This window comes from Glycomyces sp. L485, assembly GCF_022548875.1.
Taxonomy (GTDB): Bacteria; Actinomycetota; Actinomycetes; order Mycobacteriales; family Micromonosporaceae; genus Glycomyces.
Window position 1 is genome coordinate 1 of sequence record NZ_JAKZEW010000064.1, and the last position, 16,451, is coordinate 16,451.

Sequence of the window (16,451 nt, forward strand, 5' to 3'; positions counted from 1 at the left end):
CAGCAGCCGGGCTACGGCCAGCCCGACCCCTACGGACAGCCGCAGCAACAAGACCCGTACGCGCAGCAGTACGGCGCTCCCGCCTCGGCTCCGCCCGCGCCCACGTCGGCGCCTCCCGGGCCTCCGGGCGTCCCTGCCGCGCCGTTCGGCGCCCCGACCTCCGCTCCCCCGGCCGCGTCGTCGACCGGCGGGTTCAGCGTCCCCGACTCCCAGCCGCACGACCTGGCGTCGAACTACGCCCCGCCCGGCCAGGCCACGGCGACCCGCTGGACGGTGGCCGTCACGGCCGACCAGGGCTACTTCAACAAGGTCGCTGCCTCCGACGGGGCCTCGCAGCTGCAGTACCCGTCGTTCGCGAAGCCACGGCGCTTCCCGCTCGACAAGGGTGAGCTGACGATCGGTCGCTACAGCGCCAAGCGTGGCATCACGCCGGACATCGACCTGTCGGGCGACGTGGCCGACCCGGGCGTGAGCGCGCAGCACGCGAAGCTGTTCGTCAAGCCCGACGGCTCCTGGACGATCATGGACGTCGGATCCTCGAACGGCACGTTCCTCAACGGCTCGGACGAGCCGCTGGCGCCGAACGTGGAGATCCAGATCGGCGACGGATCCTACCTCAACATCGGGGCGTGGACGCGCCTGACGATCCACTACGAGGGCTGAAGCAGACGACGGAAGTGCCCGGGCGAAAGCCCGGGCACTTTTCGCTACCGGGTTTCCGGAGAGGGCTTCGTCCTTTAGGGTCCTGTCGTTAAAGGCTGCTTCCGCTTGTTGTGGTCATTTCGTGTCGGAGGCGTTCGACGTGGGAGGTTCTGGTGGTTTCGGATCGGTAGCCGCCGCTCCATGCCCAGGAGCGGGCGAGGTTGACCGCGCTTCCGGCCAGCAGGTGTGACAGGTGGGTTTTCCGGCGGCCCTTGTAGCGGCTGCGTCTGATCCCGGTACGGGTCACCAGCTGGGACATGAGTCCTTCGACCCCCGAGCGGTGCTTATAGTCTGCCTTCCACTCGTCGGTCTGCTGGTGTTTCCGCATGCGCTGCAACCGTTCGTGCTCAGCCTGCTCACGGACCCGAAGGGTCCGCCCCCACTGCTTACCGGCCGCGGTAGTGCAGGCGGGTTTGAGTTCACAGGCAGCGCAGGTGGCGGCGGCCCACTTGCTCTGGAAGGTCGGGATGTCACGGACGAGACCACTGGACCAGGCCGAGGATGCCTCCCCTGCCGGGCAGGTCGCGTTCCTGGCCTCCCAGTCGATGGTGAAGTCCTCGTGAGCGAACAGGTCCTTTCGCGAGTTCAGGGGAAGAATGAGGAACCCACCCGTAGCGGGAACGCAAACGCGGACCGCAAGCCGGGAATCCTCGTCCCTTTAGAGCGAGAAGGATGTCAATCCCCTTTGATGAACGCGGTGACGCGCCGGTTGACCGCCGGGCTCACCAGGATCTTGCGGTGCCCGAGTCCGGTGGTGGCCATGAGCTCGGCGTTCGGCCAGGCCTCGGCGAGGCCGGCGCCGTGGCTGAACGGGTTCGGCCGGTCGCCTTCGTCGTGGACGATGAGCGCCGGCGACTCGACCCGCTCGTCCAGGAGACTGAAGTCCGCGAGCTTCACCTCGGCGCGATCCTCGACCAGCGGGATGAACCGCTCCATGATGCGCGGACCGGCCGGGACGACCGAGTTGAGCGTGTCGGCGAATCCCCTGGCGCCACCGACGAACGGGGCCATCAGCACCAGGCGCGTCTTCGTGAAGTCGACGCCGCTCTCACGCAGGCCCAGGACCGCCGTAAGGCAGCCGAGCGAGTGCGCCACGAGCGCGCTGGGCGCGCCGAACTTGTCGACGGCGACCCGCATCGCGTCCTTGAGGTGGACGCCGCTGGTGAACTGCTCGCCCCAGGGGCCCGGCCCGGAGTTGCCGTGGCTGGGCGCGTCGAAGGCGACAACGCGATAGCCGTTGGCGACGAGGCCGGCGGCGATGAAATCGAGGTCGCCGGTGCAGCCGCCCCAGCCGTGGACGAGGTAGACCAAGGGGCCTCTGCCCCAGTCGTAGCCCCACACGTCGGTGCCCTCGCAGTCAATGGTGAAGACCTCGGACCCGGCGGGGGCCTTGCCGCGCAGCCGCCGTTCGAGCCCCCCGGGGATCTTGAACCACATCTTGCTCAGGTACTTCGCCGCCGGATCGGGCGCGAAGCGCTCTGCGGCTGCGAACGCAGCTCGGAGATGCCAAGGAGCACGAACGGTCGTGCTTTTCTTTGGGGACTCGTTGGCCCCTGAACTCTGCGCCATGGGTGTCGGCCTTCCTGGTCAGATTCTGTGGCTGTCGACCAGCCGGTTGAACGCCGCCCAAGCTCGCTCGGCCGCGTCGGGATAGGTCAGGATGCGACTCATCCAGTTGTAGGACAGCAGGATGCCCAATACCTCCTGCGCCACCTGGAACAGGTCGGTGTCCCCGGTGAACTCGCCCTCGGAGACCGCCGTGGAGGCGACACGGGCGATGGAATCGAGCAGACCGCGCTGATCGGCGACCATCTGATCGTGCAGCGGACCGGTCATGTCGTCGAACTCGGCCGCAGCGGCCAGGAACAGGCAGCCGCCCGGATGGGAGTACCACCGCATCCAGTACTCGACGATCGCCTGGAGGCGGGTGACCCCGCGCGGCTTCGCCAGCGCCGGCCGGATCACCTCGTCGATGAACTGCTCGCTGTTGCGCTCCATGCACGCCAACTGCAGGGCCTCCTTGGACTTGAAGTGGGCGTAGACGCCGGACTTCGACATGTCCGCGGCGGCGGCGAGCGACCCGATGGTCAGCCCGGACAACCCCGAGTAGCGGGCCATGCGGACGGCCTCGTCGAGGATCGCCTGCCTGGTGAGTTCGCCCTTTCGCATCCCGCAAAACTAGCACGATCGTGCTGAAAAATCGAGACGCGCCCGGTTCCGGCACGACGACCGTTTCGAGGGGGAGCGCGGCGCGCTCCCTAGCTGCAGCCGCTGGTGGCGCCGCAGCCCTCGCAGGCGTAGCAGGAGCCCGCCGGCCGCATCTTCGTGCCGCAGTTCATGCACAGCGGCGCGTCGGCGCTCCTGGCCTGCGCCGAGTTGAGGACGTCGGCCCTGGAGGGCTTCTCCTCGATGCTCAGCCGCTGCTTCACGGTCTCCTCGATCGGCGCCGATGTCCTCAGCTGATCCAGGTCCACCTCGGCATCGTTGCCGACCTTCGCGGGGTCCTCGCCGTTCAGCTCGGCGGTGCGCTCGGCGGTAGTCAGGATGCCCAGGGCGGCCCGCTCCTCGTACGGCAGGTAGTCGAGCGCCAGACGGCGGAAGACGTAGTCGACAACCGAGGAGGCCATGCGGATGTCCTGGTCGTCGGTCATGCCCGCCGGCTCGAAGCGCATGTTGGTGAACTTCTCGACGTACTTCTCCAGCGGCACGCCGTACTGCAGCGCGATCGAGATCGCCACCGACAGCGCGTCCATGACGCCCGCGAGGGTCGAGCCCTGCTTGGACATCTTCAGGAAGACCTCGCCGAGGCCGTCGTCCGGGTAGGACGAGGAGGTCATGTAGCCCTCGGCGCCGCCGACGGTGAACGAGGTGGTCTGGCTAGGGCGGCGCTTCGGGAGCTTGCGGCGCACCGGTGTGTGGACGGCCATCTCCTCGACGACCTTCTCGACGACCTCTTCGACCTTGGCGTCGATCTCCTTCTTCTTCGCCGACAGGGGCTGCCCGACCTTGCAGTTGTCGCGGTAGACCGCGAGCGCCTTCAGGCCTAGCTTCCAGCCCTCGAAGTAGATCTCCTCGAAGTCCTCGACCGTGGCCGACTCGGGCACGTTCACCGTCTTGGAGATCGCGCCGGACAGGAACGGCTGGACGGCCGCCATCATGTGGACGTGGCCCATCGGCGAGATCGTCCGCTCGCCCATGGCGCAGTCGAACACCGAGTAGTGCCCTTCGGCCAGGTGCGGGGCGCCCACGACGTGGCCGTGGTCGGCGATGTAGTCGACGATCGCGCCCATCTCCTCATCGCTGTAGCCGAGGCTGGTGAGGGCGCGCGGGACGGTCTGGTTGACGATCTCCATGGAGCCGCCGCCGACGAGCTTCTTGTGCTTGACCAGCGCCAGGTCCGGCTCGATTCCAGTTGTGTCGCAATCCATCATGAACGAGATGGTGCCGGTTGGCGCGAGAACCGATGCCTGCGCATTGCGCCAGCCGTTTTGCGCCCCGATCTCATTTCCTCGGTCCCATTCGGACTTAGCCGCTTCGGCGATGGTCGCATCGACATCGCCGAAGGTCCGGATCTCATCCGCCGCGGCAGCGTGCTTGGCCATGACCCGCTGGTGCGGCTCGGCGTTGAGCTCGTATCCGGCGTACGGGCCGACTGCCCCGGCGATCTCGGCGGAGCGGCGGTACGACACGCCGGTCATGAGCGAGGTGATGCCCGCGGCCAGCGCGCGGCCGTCGTCGGAATCGTAGGCGTGGCCCGAGGCCATGAGCAGGGCGCCGAGGTTGGAGTACCCGATGCCGAGCTGGCGGTAGTCGCGGGTGGTCTGCCCGATCTTGTCGGTCGGGAAGTCCGCGAAGGAGATCGAGATCTCCATGGCGGTGATGACTATCTCGACGGTCTTGACGAACCGCTCGACGTCGAAGGAGCCTTCCTCACCGAGGAACTTCATGAGGTTCAGGCTGGCGAGGTTGCATGACGAGTCGTCGAGGCTCATGTACTCCGAGCAGGGGTTGGACGCGTAGATGCGGTCCGTGTTGGGGTTGGTGTGCCAGTCGTTGATGATGTCGTCGTACTGAATGCCGGGGTCGGCGCACTCCCAGGCGGCCTCGGCCATCTTGCGGAAGACCTCGCGGGCGTCGCGGCGGGCGATCTCCTTGCCGTCGAGGCGACCGACGAGCGAGTAGTCGGTGCCCTCTTCGACGGCGCGCATGAACTCGTCGGAGACGCGCACGGAGTTGTTGGCGTTCTGGTACTGGACGCTGAACATGTCCTCGCCACCGAGGTCGACGTCGAAGCCGGCGTCGCGCAGGGCCCGGATCTTGTCCTCTTCGCGGGCCTTGGTGTCGATGAAGTCCTCGATGTCGGGGTGGTCGACGTCGAGCACGACCATCTTGGCGGCGCGGCGGGTGGCGCCGCCGGATTTGATGGTCCCGGCCGAGGCGTCGGCGCCGCGCATGAAGCTGATCGGGCCGGAGGCGTTGCCGCCGGAGGAGAGCAGCTCGGAGGAGGCGCGGATCCTCGAGAGGTTGACCCCGGCTCCGGAGCCGCCCTTGAAGATCATGCCCTCTTCCTTGTACCAGTCGAGGATGGACTCCATGGTGTCGTCGACCGACAGGATAAAGCACGCTGACACTTGTTGCGCTGCTTCGGTTCCGACGTTGAACCAGACGGGCGAGTTGAAGCTGAAGTACTGGTGGAGCAGGAGCCAGGCGAGTTCGTCGGCGAAGACCTGGGCGTCGGCGGCGGTGGCGAAGTAGCCGTTCTTCTCGCCGGCGTCGTGGTAGGCGCCCACGACGCGGTCGATGATCTGCTTGAGGCTCCACTCGCGCTGGGGGGTGCCGACGGCGCCGCGGAAGTACTTGGAGGTGACGATCTGGGTGGCGTTCTGGCTCCAGAACTCCGGGAACTCGACGCCGCGCTGCTCGAAGTTGACCGATCCGTCACGCCAGTTGGTCATGACGACGTCCCGTGACTCCCACTTGACTTCGTCGTACGGGTGCACACCCTCCGTTGTGAACACACGTTCGACTCGCAACCCGCTGCTGGGCTGCTTGGCGGTCTTCTTGACGGTGGCCTTCGCGCCGTCGGAGCTCGCGGCCGGCTTGGTGGTCTTCGGCATGTCTTCTCGCCTCTGTTGCAGATGTGCTGGTCAGCGGTTGGATTGGCGGTGGTTGGCGGCGTACTGCTCGCGGAGCTGAGTGATCTCCGCCTCGAAGTCCTCGAGTGATTCGAAGCTGCGGTAGACGCTGGCGAAGCGCAGGTAGGCGACCTCGTCGAGCCTGCGCAGCGGCTCCAGGATGGCGAGGCCGACCTCGTTGCTCGGCACCTCGGCGACGCCTCGGGAACGGATCGCGTCCTCCACGGCCTGAGCCAGCTTCGCCACGTCGTCGGCGTCGACCGGTCGGCCCTGGCAGGCTTTCATGACGCCCGAGGCGACCTTGCCGCGGCTGAACGGCTCCGTGGCGCCGCTGCGCTTGACCACTGCGAGGACCGATTCCTCGACGGTGGTGAACCGCTTCTCGCACTGCTGGCAGACCCGGCGACGCCGTATGATCTTCCCGTCCTCGGCCTCCCGGGAGTCGACCACTCGACTATCGGGATGACGACAGTAAGGGCAACGCATCGCTACTCTCCTTCTCGACGATCATCTCGTCAGGGTCCGACGGTCTCCGGATGTCGCGCGCCGGTCTGGCCTCAGTTTGCCGTTCGCCTACGAGTCAGGTGCAGCAACCCCAACACCTAGTGAGAGACGATACAGCAGACCACTAGATCTTGTGCCAGTCTAGCTCGAAGTTGGCACATTCTTGATCTTGCGGCGGCCTCCAGCCCATCACAGTCGTCCCGAATGCCCGCTGCGCGAGGTCGAATCGAAGGGTCTGGACACATTCAGGCGACTGCGGCGACACGCCGAAGTCGCACGAATGTTTGACTTGACACCGAGCCTGAGTTACATTGTCGGAATCAGACATACCGTCCCATTTGTCTTACAGGAGCTTCCTGTGGCTACCGAGACCACAACAGCCCGAGCGAAAACGCGCAAGCTGACTCGTCGGCAACAGCAAGTCCTCGAGTACATCGAGGAATTCATCAACAACAAGGGGTATCCGCCCAGCGTCCGAGAAATCGGCGCGGAAGTCGGCCTCGCGTCGGCCTCCAGCGTCGCGTACCAGATGAAGCAGCTCGAACGGAAGGGCTACCTGAACCGGTTGGCGGGACGTCCCCGCGCAGTCGGCGTCAAGCAGTCCACGCCGGGGGGCGTCCAGACCTGCTCGCAGCACCCGCGCCCGCGCTACGTGCCGATGGTCGGCGAGATCGCCGCCGGGCAGCCGATCCTGGCCGAGGAGCGGGATTACGACGTGATGCCGCTGCCGGCGGAGTTCGTCGGCGAAGGCATCCACTTCCTGCTGCGGGTCAAAGGCGATTCGATGATCGAAGCGGCCATCACCGACGGAGACTGGGTCGTGGTGCGTCAGCAGCCCGACGCGCTCAACGGCGAGATCGTGGCGGCGATGATCGACGGGGAGGCCACCGTCAAGACCTGGAAGCGCAAGAGCGGCAAGCCCTGGCTGATGCCGGCCAACGCGCTGTACGAGCCGATCGACGCCTCCGAGGCCGAGATCCTCGGCCGAGTCGTGGCAGTCCTCCGCAGAATCTGACCGAGCACACCCGGTTCATCAGCGGCCGTACGCGCCGCCGTCTTTCGGACCCCACGAGTCGTCATCCGACTCCGGGGTCCGTTCGCCGTTCCGCCCCGCTCCGTAAACCCTCCCTGCCGACTCGGCGCTCGAGCCTTGGGCGCCGTACACGCTGCCGCCCGAAGGGGTTGCGGCGGGTTGCGCGCCATAGACGCCGCCTGATGGCGGGGCAGGAGCAGGAGCAGGGGCAGGGGGGGCTGCGGGGGCCGGCGGTTCGGCCGCGAAAGAGCCTCCGCCGCCGGCGTCGTTGTAGATGCTGCCCTGACCGGCCGCCTCGAAGGCCCCGTACTGCGGATCCTCGCGGGGGCCGCCGTACACGGAGCCGGTCCGCTCGGGCTTCGGTTCGGGGGCCGGGGCCCGGTAGACCGAGCCCGCCGCGTCCGGGGCTCGGTAGACGCTCCCTCCCGGCTCGGACCTGGCGGCGCCGTACACATTGCTCGGAGGCTCCTCGGTCTTCGGCGCGCCGTAGACGCCGCCGGTGGACTCGGGGCGCTTGGCGCCGTACACGTTTCCACTCGGATCGGCCTTCGGACTCCCGTAGACCGCGCCCTGTACCAGCTGCCCGACCTCAGGGTCCGGCTGGCCCGCGTCGAGACCGAGCTCCACCGGATCCGGCGGCAGCGGATCGTCCTTGACATCGCCGAACACCGACTCCTCGGCGGCGACGCCCAACTGGTCGTCGTCATCGCCTTTTCCCGACCGCTGTCGTCGGGACTTGCGGATCACGAGGATGCCGCCGAGCATCACCAGGAAGCCGACGATCGCGATGCCGCTCAGGATCCGCACGATGGTCTCGAAGCCCAGGTCGAGAATCCAGTCGACGATGCCACCGCCGTCCTCTGCGGCGGCCGACTCCTCGCCGCCCTCCTCCGCGGGCACCTCATCGCTCTCGGGCACGGCCGGGGTGTACCTGGCGATCGTGCCGAACGTCCCGTCCTCGTCCATCTGCGAGAGCGTGATGAAGTTTCCGTCGGCGTCGTAGGTGATGTCCTGGGCCTCGCCGGGGTCGGACAGCTCGGTGATGAGCGGGTCGGTGTCGGTCATCGCCTGCACCACGTCGCCGTCCTTGACGTCCCACTCATAGGCGTGGCTCGCGGCGCGGACGACCACCTTCGTCGCGTCGGCGTTGAGGGCCGCGCCGGTGACCGTGCCGCCCTCGGTGAGCTGAACCGTTCCGGCCAGCCGCATCGGCGTGTCGAAGTCCTGCTTCTCCGTGGTGGGCAGGTACAGCGGCGCCTGGCCTTCGACCGAGGGGATCAAGAGCGGGGTCTTGCCGTCGGGCAGCAGCAGGAACGCCTCGGCGTGCTGCATCCCGTCCGGATACAGGAAGCGGAAGATCCGGTTGTTGGGGACGTTGCCCACCTCGACCTGGGTGATCCCGGCCGACCCGCGCGTGCCGTCGTCCTCGCCGATGTCGGCGGCCCACACGAACTGGCCGCCGTCTGAGTCGAACGCGAGCGCCTGCGGGTCCAGGGGCGGGTGATCGAGGTAGATGCTCTCCGAATCGCGCACGCTGCAGTCGGCGCCCACCCGCAGGATGTTCATGCCGCCGTCCTGGTTGCGGCCGTCGGGCAGTACCCACCAGCCGTCGCCGCCGGGATCGGCGGTAATGCCCGAGGCATTCCGAAGCCGGGAGTCGTGCAGATCACAGAGGTTCTCCCCGTCGCCCGACTCCTCGTCATCCTGGGCATGGACGGGAGACGCGACCATCGCCAGGACGGCACCAGCCATCCCGGCGACGAGGCGCGTTTTCCAGGCAGGATGTCTCCCATGGCGCTCTCGCATCAGGCAAGTGTTCCAGAACACGACCGAACGATGGCGGGACCCCTGCGAGACATGTTCAGGACCACGGACAATCAGGCTGCTTCTATGACGAACGGCCTCAATTCCCCTGCAAGCGCGAGGTCGACTCGCACGCTCATCACCGTGCCGTCACCGCGGTGCTCGGTGGAGAGGACCTCGCCTCGCGAACGGACACGCGAGACCAGGTCGCCGCGGACGTACGGAACGCAGACGGTCATGGTGACGTCCGGTTGCGGCAGGGCCTGTTCGACGGCGGCGCGGAGCTTGTCGACGCCCTCGCCGGACCTGGCGGAGACGAACACGGCGTCGGGCCAGTCCGAGCGCAGTTGCAGGAGCCGGTCCGGGCTGACGGCGTCGAGCTTGTTGACGACCAGGAGCTCGGGGATCTCTTCGGCGCCGACTTCGGCGAGCACTTCGCGGACCGCGTCGGCCTGGCCGACCGGGTCGGGGTGCGATCCGTCGATGACGTGGAGGATGAGGTCGGACTCGGCGACCTCTTCGAGGGTGGAGCGGAACGCCTCGATCAGCTGGTGCGGCAGGTGACGCACGAAGCCGACGGTGTCGGAGACGGTGTATTCGCGGCCTTCGGCGGTACGTGAGCGCCTGGTCGAGGTGTCGAGCGTGGCGAACAGGGCGTCCTGGACGAGGATGCCCGCGCCCGTGAGGGCGTTGAGCAGGCTCGACTTGCCGGCGTTGGTGTAGCCGGCGATGGCGACGCCGGGGACGCGGTTGCGGGTGCGAGAGTCACGTTTGGTTTCGCGGGTGACAGTGAGTTTCGCCAATTCGCGGCGCAGTTTCGCGACTTTCGCGCGGATGCGGCGGCGGTCGGTCTCGAGCTTCGTCTCGCCGGGGCCGCGCAGGCCCACACCGCCGTTGGAGCCGGCGCGGCCGCCGGCCTGGCGGCTCATCGCGTCGCCCCAGCCGCGCAGGCGCGGCAGCAGGTACTGAAGTTGCGCGAGTTCGACCTGGGCCTTGCCTTCGGCGCTCTTGGCGTGCTGGGCGAAGATGTCAAGAATCAGGGCCGTGCGGTCGACGACCTTGACGTTGATGGCCTTTTCAAGGGCGATCAGCTGGCCGGGCGAGAGTTCGCCGTCGCAGATGACGGTGTCGGCGCCGAGCGCCTCGACGACGTCTTTGACCTCGCGGACCTTGCCGGAGCCAATGAAGGTGCCGGCGTCGGGTTTGGAGCGTCGCTGGATGAGACCTTCGACGACGACGGATCCGGCGGTCTCGGCGAGGGCGGCGAGTTCGGCCAGGGAGTTCTCTGCGTCGTCGGCGGTGCCTTCGGTCCATACGCCGACCAGGACGACCTGTTCGAGGCGGAGACGGCGGTATTCGGCGTCGGTGACGTCGGCGAGCTCGGTGGAGGCGAGCCCGGAGACGCGTCGCAGCGCCTGGCGTGCCTCGAGGTCGAGATCTCCGGTGGACGGTGACTCCGCGGTGGGAGCTGTGGTGAAGCGTTCTTCGTTCAAATTCGGATACTCCATTTGCATCGCCTCAAGCTTGACACGTTCTTGTGACAACGCGAAGCGAATATCCGGTGACGCGGTCGGCACCGGTCCGCGGGGTCGGGGTTGTGGTCGTATTGGTCGCGGAGGTGCATGTCTCGCTTGTCGGGATGACAGGACGGGGGCGCAGGTCGGAGCGGTCACGCCGGGGCTGGGCGCGGGCGGGGCGGCCGGAGGCGGTGGCAGAATTGCCTGTACCAGATTTCCCAGTCCACAACGTGGTGACTTGCAAGGAGTGGCATGACAGCTGCGCGACTGACCAGCGCCGGTTTCTCCATCACCGTCCGGTTGGCCCTCTCGGCCGACCCGGGCGCGGCCGGGCGGCTCGCCACCGTCGTGGGACAGGCCGGAGCGATCGTCACCGCCTTGGACGTGGTCTCCTCCGACAACAGGCGCATGGTCGTGGACTTGACCTGTGACACCTCGGACTCGGCGCATGCCGAGCAGGTGACGCAGATCCTGGAGGCGATGCCGGACTTCGACGTCAAGAAGGTCTCGGACCGGACGTTCCTGATGCACTTGGGCGGCAAGATCGAGGTCCAGGCGAAGGTGCCGTTGAAGAACCGAGACGACCTGTCGATGGCGTATACGCCGGGTGTGGCCCGGGTGTGCATGGCGATCGCTGAGAATCCCGACGACGCGCGGCGCCTGACGATCAAGCGCAACACGGTCGCGGTGGTCTCGGACGGCTCGGCGGTGCTGGGCCTGGGCAATATCGGGCCCGAGGCGGCCATGCCGGTCATGGAAGGCAAGGCGGCGCTGTTCAAGAAGTTCGCGGACGTGGACGCGTGGCCGGTGTGCCTGGACACGCAGGACACCGACGAGATCGTGAACATCGTGACGGCGATGGCGCCGACGTACGGCGGCATCAATCTTGAGGACATCGCGGCGCCGCGCTGCTTCGAGATCGAGGCGCGGCTGCGGGAGAAGCTCGACATCCCGGTCTTCCACGACGACCAGCACGGCACCGCGATCGTGGTGCTCGCGGCGCTGACGAACGCTCTGCGTGTGGTCGGGAAGGACTTCGCGGACGTGCGGGCGACCGTCGTGGGCTGCGGTGCGGCCGGGACCGCGATCATGCGGCTGCTGGCGAAGGCCGGGATCGGCGACATCGTGCCGGTCGATCGCGACGGGGCGCTGCACGAGGGCATGGAGACGGACAACGAGACTTGGAAGTGGCTGGCGTCGAACTTCAACAGGGGCGGCTATTCCGGTGACCTCGCGGGCGCGGTCGAGGGCTCGGACGTGTTCATCGGTGTGAGCGCGCCGAACATCCTCAAGGGCTCGGACGTCGCGAAGATGGCGAAGGACCCGATCGTGTTCGCGCTGGCGAACCCGGACCCGGAGATCAGCCCGACCGAGGCGGCGCGGTATGCGGCGATCGTGGCTACCGGGCGGTCGGACCAACCGAACCAGATCAACAACGTGCTGGCGTTCCCCGGGGTGTTCCGGGGGCTTCTGGACGCGCAGGCGCGCGGGTGGAACGACGAGGCGGCGCTGGCGGCGGCCATGGCGATCGCCGATTGCGTCGGCGAGGACAAGGTGAACGCGACCTACATCGTGCCGAGCGTGTTCGACCCGCATGTGGCCCCGGCTGTCGCGGCCGCGGTCAAGGAGGCCATGCGTTAGGCGGAGGCCTGTGGTCCAGCCACCCCTTGGGTCCTCGCGGTGCCTTCGGCGACGATGACGGCGGGACCGGCGAGGTGGATGGTCTCGTCGGTCACCGTGACGGTCAGGGTGCCGCCGGGGACGTCGACCTTGCAGGTGCCGGTCTCGGCGCCCGCTCGGCGCAGTGCGACGGCGGCGACGGCGCAGGCGCCGGTGCCGCAGGAGAACGTCTCGCCGACGCCGCGCTCGTGGACGCGCATCCGCACGTGCGGGGCGGCGCCGACGACGAATTCGACGTTGACGCCGTCGGGGAAGACACCGGTGTCGTAGCGCGGCTGGTGGAACAACTCCAGCGCTTCGAGTTCTTCGGCGTCGCTCAGCTGGCACACGAGGTGCGGGTTGCCCATGGAGACGGCCTGGCCCGGCCATGTGAAGCCTTCGACGCTCGCTTGGGAGGTCGGGCCGAGGGCGGCCGGACCCATGGCGACGCTGAGTTCGTCGCCGACGACGGTGACGTTCTTGACGCCGCCGCGGGTGGCGACCGGGATCTCGGGGCCGTCGGCGAGGCCCCGTTCGAGCAGGTAGCGCGCGAACACGCGGACGCCGTTGCCGCACATCTCAGCGATGGAGCCGTCGGCGTTGCGGTAGTCCATGAACCACTTGGCGCCGGGTTCTGAGGAGGGCACGATCCGCAGGAGTCCGTCGCCGCCGACGCCGAGGCGGCGGTCGCACAGCGCGGCCACGTCGGCGGCTGCGAGCGGGCGCTCGTCGGCCAGGTCGGGGACGATTACGAAGTCGTTGCCGGTGCCGTGGCCCTTGGCGAAGTCGATGATGGTCACACGGCAATTGTGCCGCATCCCGCCGCGCTAGCCTTATGCCGTGACTGATACGACCGACGCTGGACCCCTCGACGACCTGAAAGCGAAGTTCCCCAACGGGGTGTGGACGACGCGCGCGAACGCGCGGCTCCAGAACGCTCTGATCGAAGGCGCCGGGCTGGGCAGCCTTCAGCCCGCTATCGGCTGGGCCGCCAGGATGCAGTCCACCGACGCTCCGCAGCCGTTCGCCTCGCCTCGGACGCTGCTGTTCGCCGGGGAGTACCCGGAGGGATGGGCCGCCGGCGAGGAGGTGCCGCTGGCCGACCAGGTGCTGGCCGCGCAGCGCGGCGAGGGCCTGCTCGGCGCGGCCGTGACGCGGGCCGGGGTGCCGGTCGAGGTGGTCGAGACAGGGCCGAGCGGGGGTGCCGAGGGTCCGCTGCTGGACGACTCGCAGCTGGCCGAGTGCCTGGCGTTGGGCCGCGAGGTGGCCGACCGCGCGATCGACGGCGGGGCGGACATCCTGCTCATCGCCGGGCTCGGCGCCGGGGCCGCGACCGCGGCGACGGCGGTTTGCTCGTTCATCGCGAAGGACGACATCACGGCGTTCATGCCGCAGCTGCACGCGCCTGGCGGCACGGTGGACGACTCGTCCTGGATGGCGCGCGTCTCGGCGCTGCGGGACCACCTGGCGTTCAACCACGGCTTCCGGCGGAAGGCGTCCACGCTGGTGGCGAGGCTCGGCGGGGCGGAGATCGGCGCGATGGCCGGGACGATCCTGGCGGCGGCGACGCGCTCTACGGCGATGCTGCTCGACGGTCCGGCGGCCGCGGCGGCGATGATGCTTGCCCGCGACTACGGCTTGGCGTCGCCGAAGTGGTGCTACATGCCGAACCGCTCCCCGCACCCGGTCGTGACCAAGCTGGCCAAGCAGGGCGGCCTCGCCGACGATTTCGGGCTGGCGCTGGACTTGGGCGACGGCACCGGCCTGCCGGTGGGCTGGGAGCTGCTCCAGCAGGCCCTGCGCCTGTCCTCGACGCTGCCGCTGCCGCCCGAGGCGGAGCAGCCCGACCAGGAGCCCGCCGAGGTCGAGGCCGGCGACGAGGTCGAATCCACCTGACTCGGATCGCCGGGAACGGCCTCAAGCTCTCAGCGCCGCGCGGCTTGACGTTAAAGCAGCTCGGGCAGGGTTTCGGGCCAGTCGATCTCGTCTTCTGAGACCGCTCGGTCCAGGTCCGTCCATGCGTCACCGGCGATGCCCTGCGCGGCGGCGGCCTTCGCGACGATGCGGGCGACCTCGACCGCGCCCCTCGCCTGGAAGTGCGTGTCGTCACGGAGCCCTTCGGGGTAGTTCGGGTGGCCCGGCTCGACCCACAGGAAGTGCTCCTTCGTCCGCTCCTCTCCCAGCTCGTCCCACATCGCCAGGCTCAGAGCGTGGAGGTCCACCACCGGGACGTCTACCACTTCGGCCAACGCGAGCATCGCCTCCGGGTAGTCGCCGAGGCTCTCGTACGCCTTGCCGTCGCGGAACCTCCTGCGTTCCACGGAGGTGACCAGCACCGGCTTCGCTCTTCTGGCGCGGGCGGCTTCGACGTAGGTCGTCAAGTACCGCTGGTAGGTGGTGCGCGGGTAGGTGCCTCGGTTCGGATCCTCAAGTTTCTGGTCGTTGTGGCCGAAGGAGATCAGCAGGTGGTCGCCCGGTGCGATGTCCCGGGCGATCGCGTCGAGCGCTCCTTCGTCGATGAAGCTCATCGTGCTCCGTCCGGGCCTGGCCAGGTCGATCACCTCGAAGCCTTCGCGAGTGAAGGCGCCGAGCGCCTGGCCCCAGCCGGTCTGCGGTGCCTGCGCCCGGTCGTAGGCGGCGGCCGTCGAGTCTCCGGCGATGTAGATGCGGGTCGGTGGCATGGGAGCCCTTTCGAGGAGGCTTTGGAACCCCAATATGGTAAGCGATTACCACGTTGACTACAAGGCATTCGTCATCGGCTGTCCCACAACGAAAAACGGCGTGCCCTAGCCTGGAGGCCATGGCTGAGCGATTCCACTCCGATTGGGCGCGAACCGCGATCGCCGCGCTCCGCGAAGACGCCGCCTCAGTGTCCGTCACACCGCTGCGCAGGGACATCGAGCGCTTCGGCGAGTCGATCCGCATCCACCTCAAGGACGAGTCGGCTCAGCCGACCGGGAGCCTCAAGCACCGGCTCGTGCGCGACCTCCTGCTCCACGGCCTCGTCAGCGGCGACATCCGCGAGGGCACCACGGTCGTCGAGGCCACCGGCGGCGGCGCCGCCGTCTCACTGGGGTACTTCGCGCAGATGCTCGTGCTGCCGTTCGTCGCGGTCATGCCCGCCAGGACGCACCCGGCACAGGTGGAGGCGATCGAGCGGTTCGGCGGCCGCTGCGAGCTGGTCGACCCTCCGCTGGCGATCTACGAGACCGCCGCCCGAATCGCCGAGGAACAGGGCGGCCACTACCTCGACATGTTCGGCCGTGCCGAGGCGGCTACCGACTGGCGGGCCGGCAATGTCACCGGCGAGGTCCTCGCCCAGTGCGAGACGGAGCCGCGCTGGATCGTGTGCGGGGCCGGCACCGGGATCACCTCCGCCACGGCAGGGCGTCACCTGCGCTACGTCGGCGCCGACACCCAAGTGGCGGTGGCCGATCCGGAGAACTCGAGCTACTTCCCGAGCTGGGCCACCGGGTATGCGGGCTATGCGACGGGGATGCCCTCGCGTATCCCCGGGATCGGACGTCCTAGAGTCGAGCCCGCCTTCAATGCCGAGATCGTGGACGCCGTGGTGCCCGTGCCGGATGCGGCGAGCGTAGCGGCCATGCGGTATCTGGCCGAGCGGCGCGGCGCGGAGTTCGGCCCCTCGACCGGTACGTGCTTCTGGGCGGCGATGGAGTTGGCGTCCGGGATGCAGTCCGAGGGCGTCGCCGGGGATCTCGTCGTGGTAGCCGGTGACGGCAAGCAGTCGTATCGCAGCTCGTTCTACGACGACGCCTGGCTCTCAGCCAAAGGCTTCGACATCGAGCCGCACCTGCGGGTTTTGGAGGAGTTCGCCGCCAGCGGCCGCTGGACGATCTGATCGTCGCGGGTGACCTGGGCGGACCATTCAACCTCATTGTCACGGACAAGCGCCTGAGGAGCCCGGAAATGGCCCTTGGGTGGTTGGCGGCGTCGATCGTGTGCATGGTTGTTGTGCGCCAAGGGCGGCAGCGACGGAGAGGTAGAGGGCTGTTCGGGGTGCGCTGCGGGGGCCGGGTGCGTGTGGGGGGCGGCCTTGGCGGGTGAGTGTTGCTCGTGTTGTGTTGCGCGGCAGGC

At 68.2% G+C, this 16,451-nt stretch carries 13 protein-coding genes; 5 read left to right on the top strand and 8 right to left on the bottom strand.

Translation table 11 applies throughout. The annotated features are described in order from the left end of the window. Window positions 1-663: FHA domain-containing protein (locus tag L0U85_RS20925; RefSeq protein WP_277606073.1), on the top strand; the 663-nt coding region annotated here is incomplete at its 5' end. Between the two features lie 714 nt (window positions 664-1,377). On the opposite strand, the gene L0U85_RS19320 is transcribed toward L0U85_RS20925, so the two are convergent. The 4 genes from L0U85_RS19320 to nrdR form a co-directional block, all read right to left on the bottom strand. Then, entirely contained in the window at window positions 1,378-2,139 is a 762-nt protein-coding gene (locus tag L0U85_RS19320; protein WP_241379402.1) for an alpha/beta fold hydrolase, read from the bottom strand. Window positions 2,140-2,289: 150 nt separating this feature from the next. Beyond that, a complete protein-coding gene (locus tag L0U85_RS19325) occupies window positions 2,290-2,871 on the bottom strand; it encodes a TetR/AcrR family transcriptional regulator (protein ID WP_241379403.1) in 582 nt (193 codons plus the stop codon). 89 nt (window positions 2,872-2,960) lie between these two features. Next, on the bottom strand, window positions 2,961-5,819 hold the full coding sequence (locus L0U85_RS19330) for a vitamin B12-dependent ribonucleotide reductase (RefSeq protein ID WP_241379404.1): 2,859 nt from the start codon (window positions 5,817-5,819) through the stop codon (window positions 2,961-2,963). A 30-nt stretch (window positions 5,820-5,849) separates the two neighbouring features. After that, window positions 5,850-6,323 carry a transcriptional regulator NrdR gene (gene nrdR, locus L0U85_RS19335; protein WP_277606074.1) on the bottom strand — a complete coding sequence of 158 codons (474 nt, stop codon included), beginning with the start codon at window positions 6,321-6,323 and terminating at the stop codon, window positions 5,850-5,852. A gap of 376 nt (window positions 6,324-6,699) precedes the next feature. Here nrdR and lexA point away from each other — a divergent pair, with 376 nt between their 5' ends. Continuing rightward, window positions 6,700-7,356: a transcriptional repressor LexA gene (gene lexA / locus L0U85_RS19340; protein ID WP_241379407.1), complete on the top strand. Its 657-nt coding sequence runs from the start codon at window positions 6,700-6,702 to the stop codon at window positions 7,354-7,356. A gap of 18 nt (window positions 7,357-7,374) precedes the next feature. Here the strand turns inward: lexA and L0U85_RS19345 are convergent, their stop codons facing one another. Further along, entirely contained in the window at window positions 7,375-9,180 is a 1,806-nt protein-coding gene (locus L0U85_RS19345) for a hypothetical protein (RefSeq protein WP_241379408.1), read from the bottom strand. 71 nt (window positions 9,181-9,251) lie between these two features. Beyond that, window positions 9,252-10,670: a GTPase HflX gene (gene hflX / locus L0U85_RS19350; protein ID WP_241379409.1), complete on the bottom strand. Its 1,419-nt coding sequence runs from the start codon at window positions 10,668-10,670 to the stop codon at window positions 9,252-9,254. Between the two features lie 276 nt (window positions 10,671-10,946). On the opposite strand from hflX, the gene L0U85_RS19355 reads away from it, so the two are divergent. Then, the gene (locus L0U85_RS19355; protein ID WP_241379410.1) at window positions 10,947-12,335 is read left to right on the top strand and encodes an NAD-dependent malic enzyme; all 1,389 of its coding nucleotides are present in this window, start codon (window positions 10,947-10,949) and stop codon (window positions 12,333-12,335) included. On the opposite strand, the gene dapF is transcribed toward L0U85_RS19355, so the two are convergent. Continuing rightward, window positions 12,332-13,144, bottom strand: coding sequence for a diaminopimelate epimerase (dapF, locus tag L0U85_RS19360; protein ID WP_347177487.1), 813 nt, complete (start codon window positions 13,142-13,144; stop codon window positions 12,332-12,334). The genes L0U85_RS19355 and dapF overlap by 4 nt on opposite strands. A gap of 49 nt (window positions 13,145-13,193) precedes the next feature. On the opposite strand from dapF, the gene L0U85_RS19365 reads away from it, so the two are divergent. Continuing rightward, entirely contained in the window at window positions 13,194-14,249 is a 1,056-nt protein-coding gene (locus L0U85_RS19365) for a nicotinate-nucleotide--dimethylbenzimidazole phosphoribosyltransferase (protein WP_241379412.1), read from the top strand. A gap of 50 nt (window positions 14,250-14,299) precedes the next feature. Here L0U85_RS19365 and L0U85_RS19370 read toward each other — a convergent pair whose 3' ends face one another. Further along, entirely contained in the window at window positions 14,300-15,034 is a 735-nt protein-coding gene (locus tag L0U85_RS19370) for a rhamnogalacturonan acetylesterase (RefSeq protein ID WP_241379413.1), read from the bottom strand. A gap of 119 nt (window positions 15,035-15,153) precedes the next feature. Between L0U85_RS19370 and L0U85_RS19375 the strand changes: the two genes are divergently transcribed. Beyond that, the gene (locus tag L0U85_RS19375) at window positions 15,154-16,215 is read left to right on the top strand and encodes a pyridoxal-phosphate dependent enzyme (RefSeq protein ID WP_241379414.1); all 1,062 of its coding nucleotides are present in this window, start codon (window positions 15,154-15,156) and stop codon (window positions 16,213-16,215) included. Window positions 16,216-16,451 lie beyond the last annotated feature (236 nt).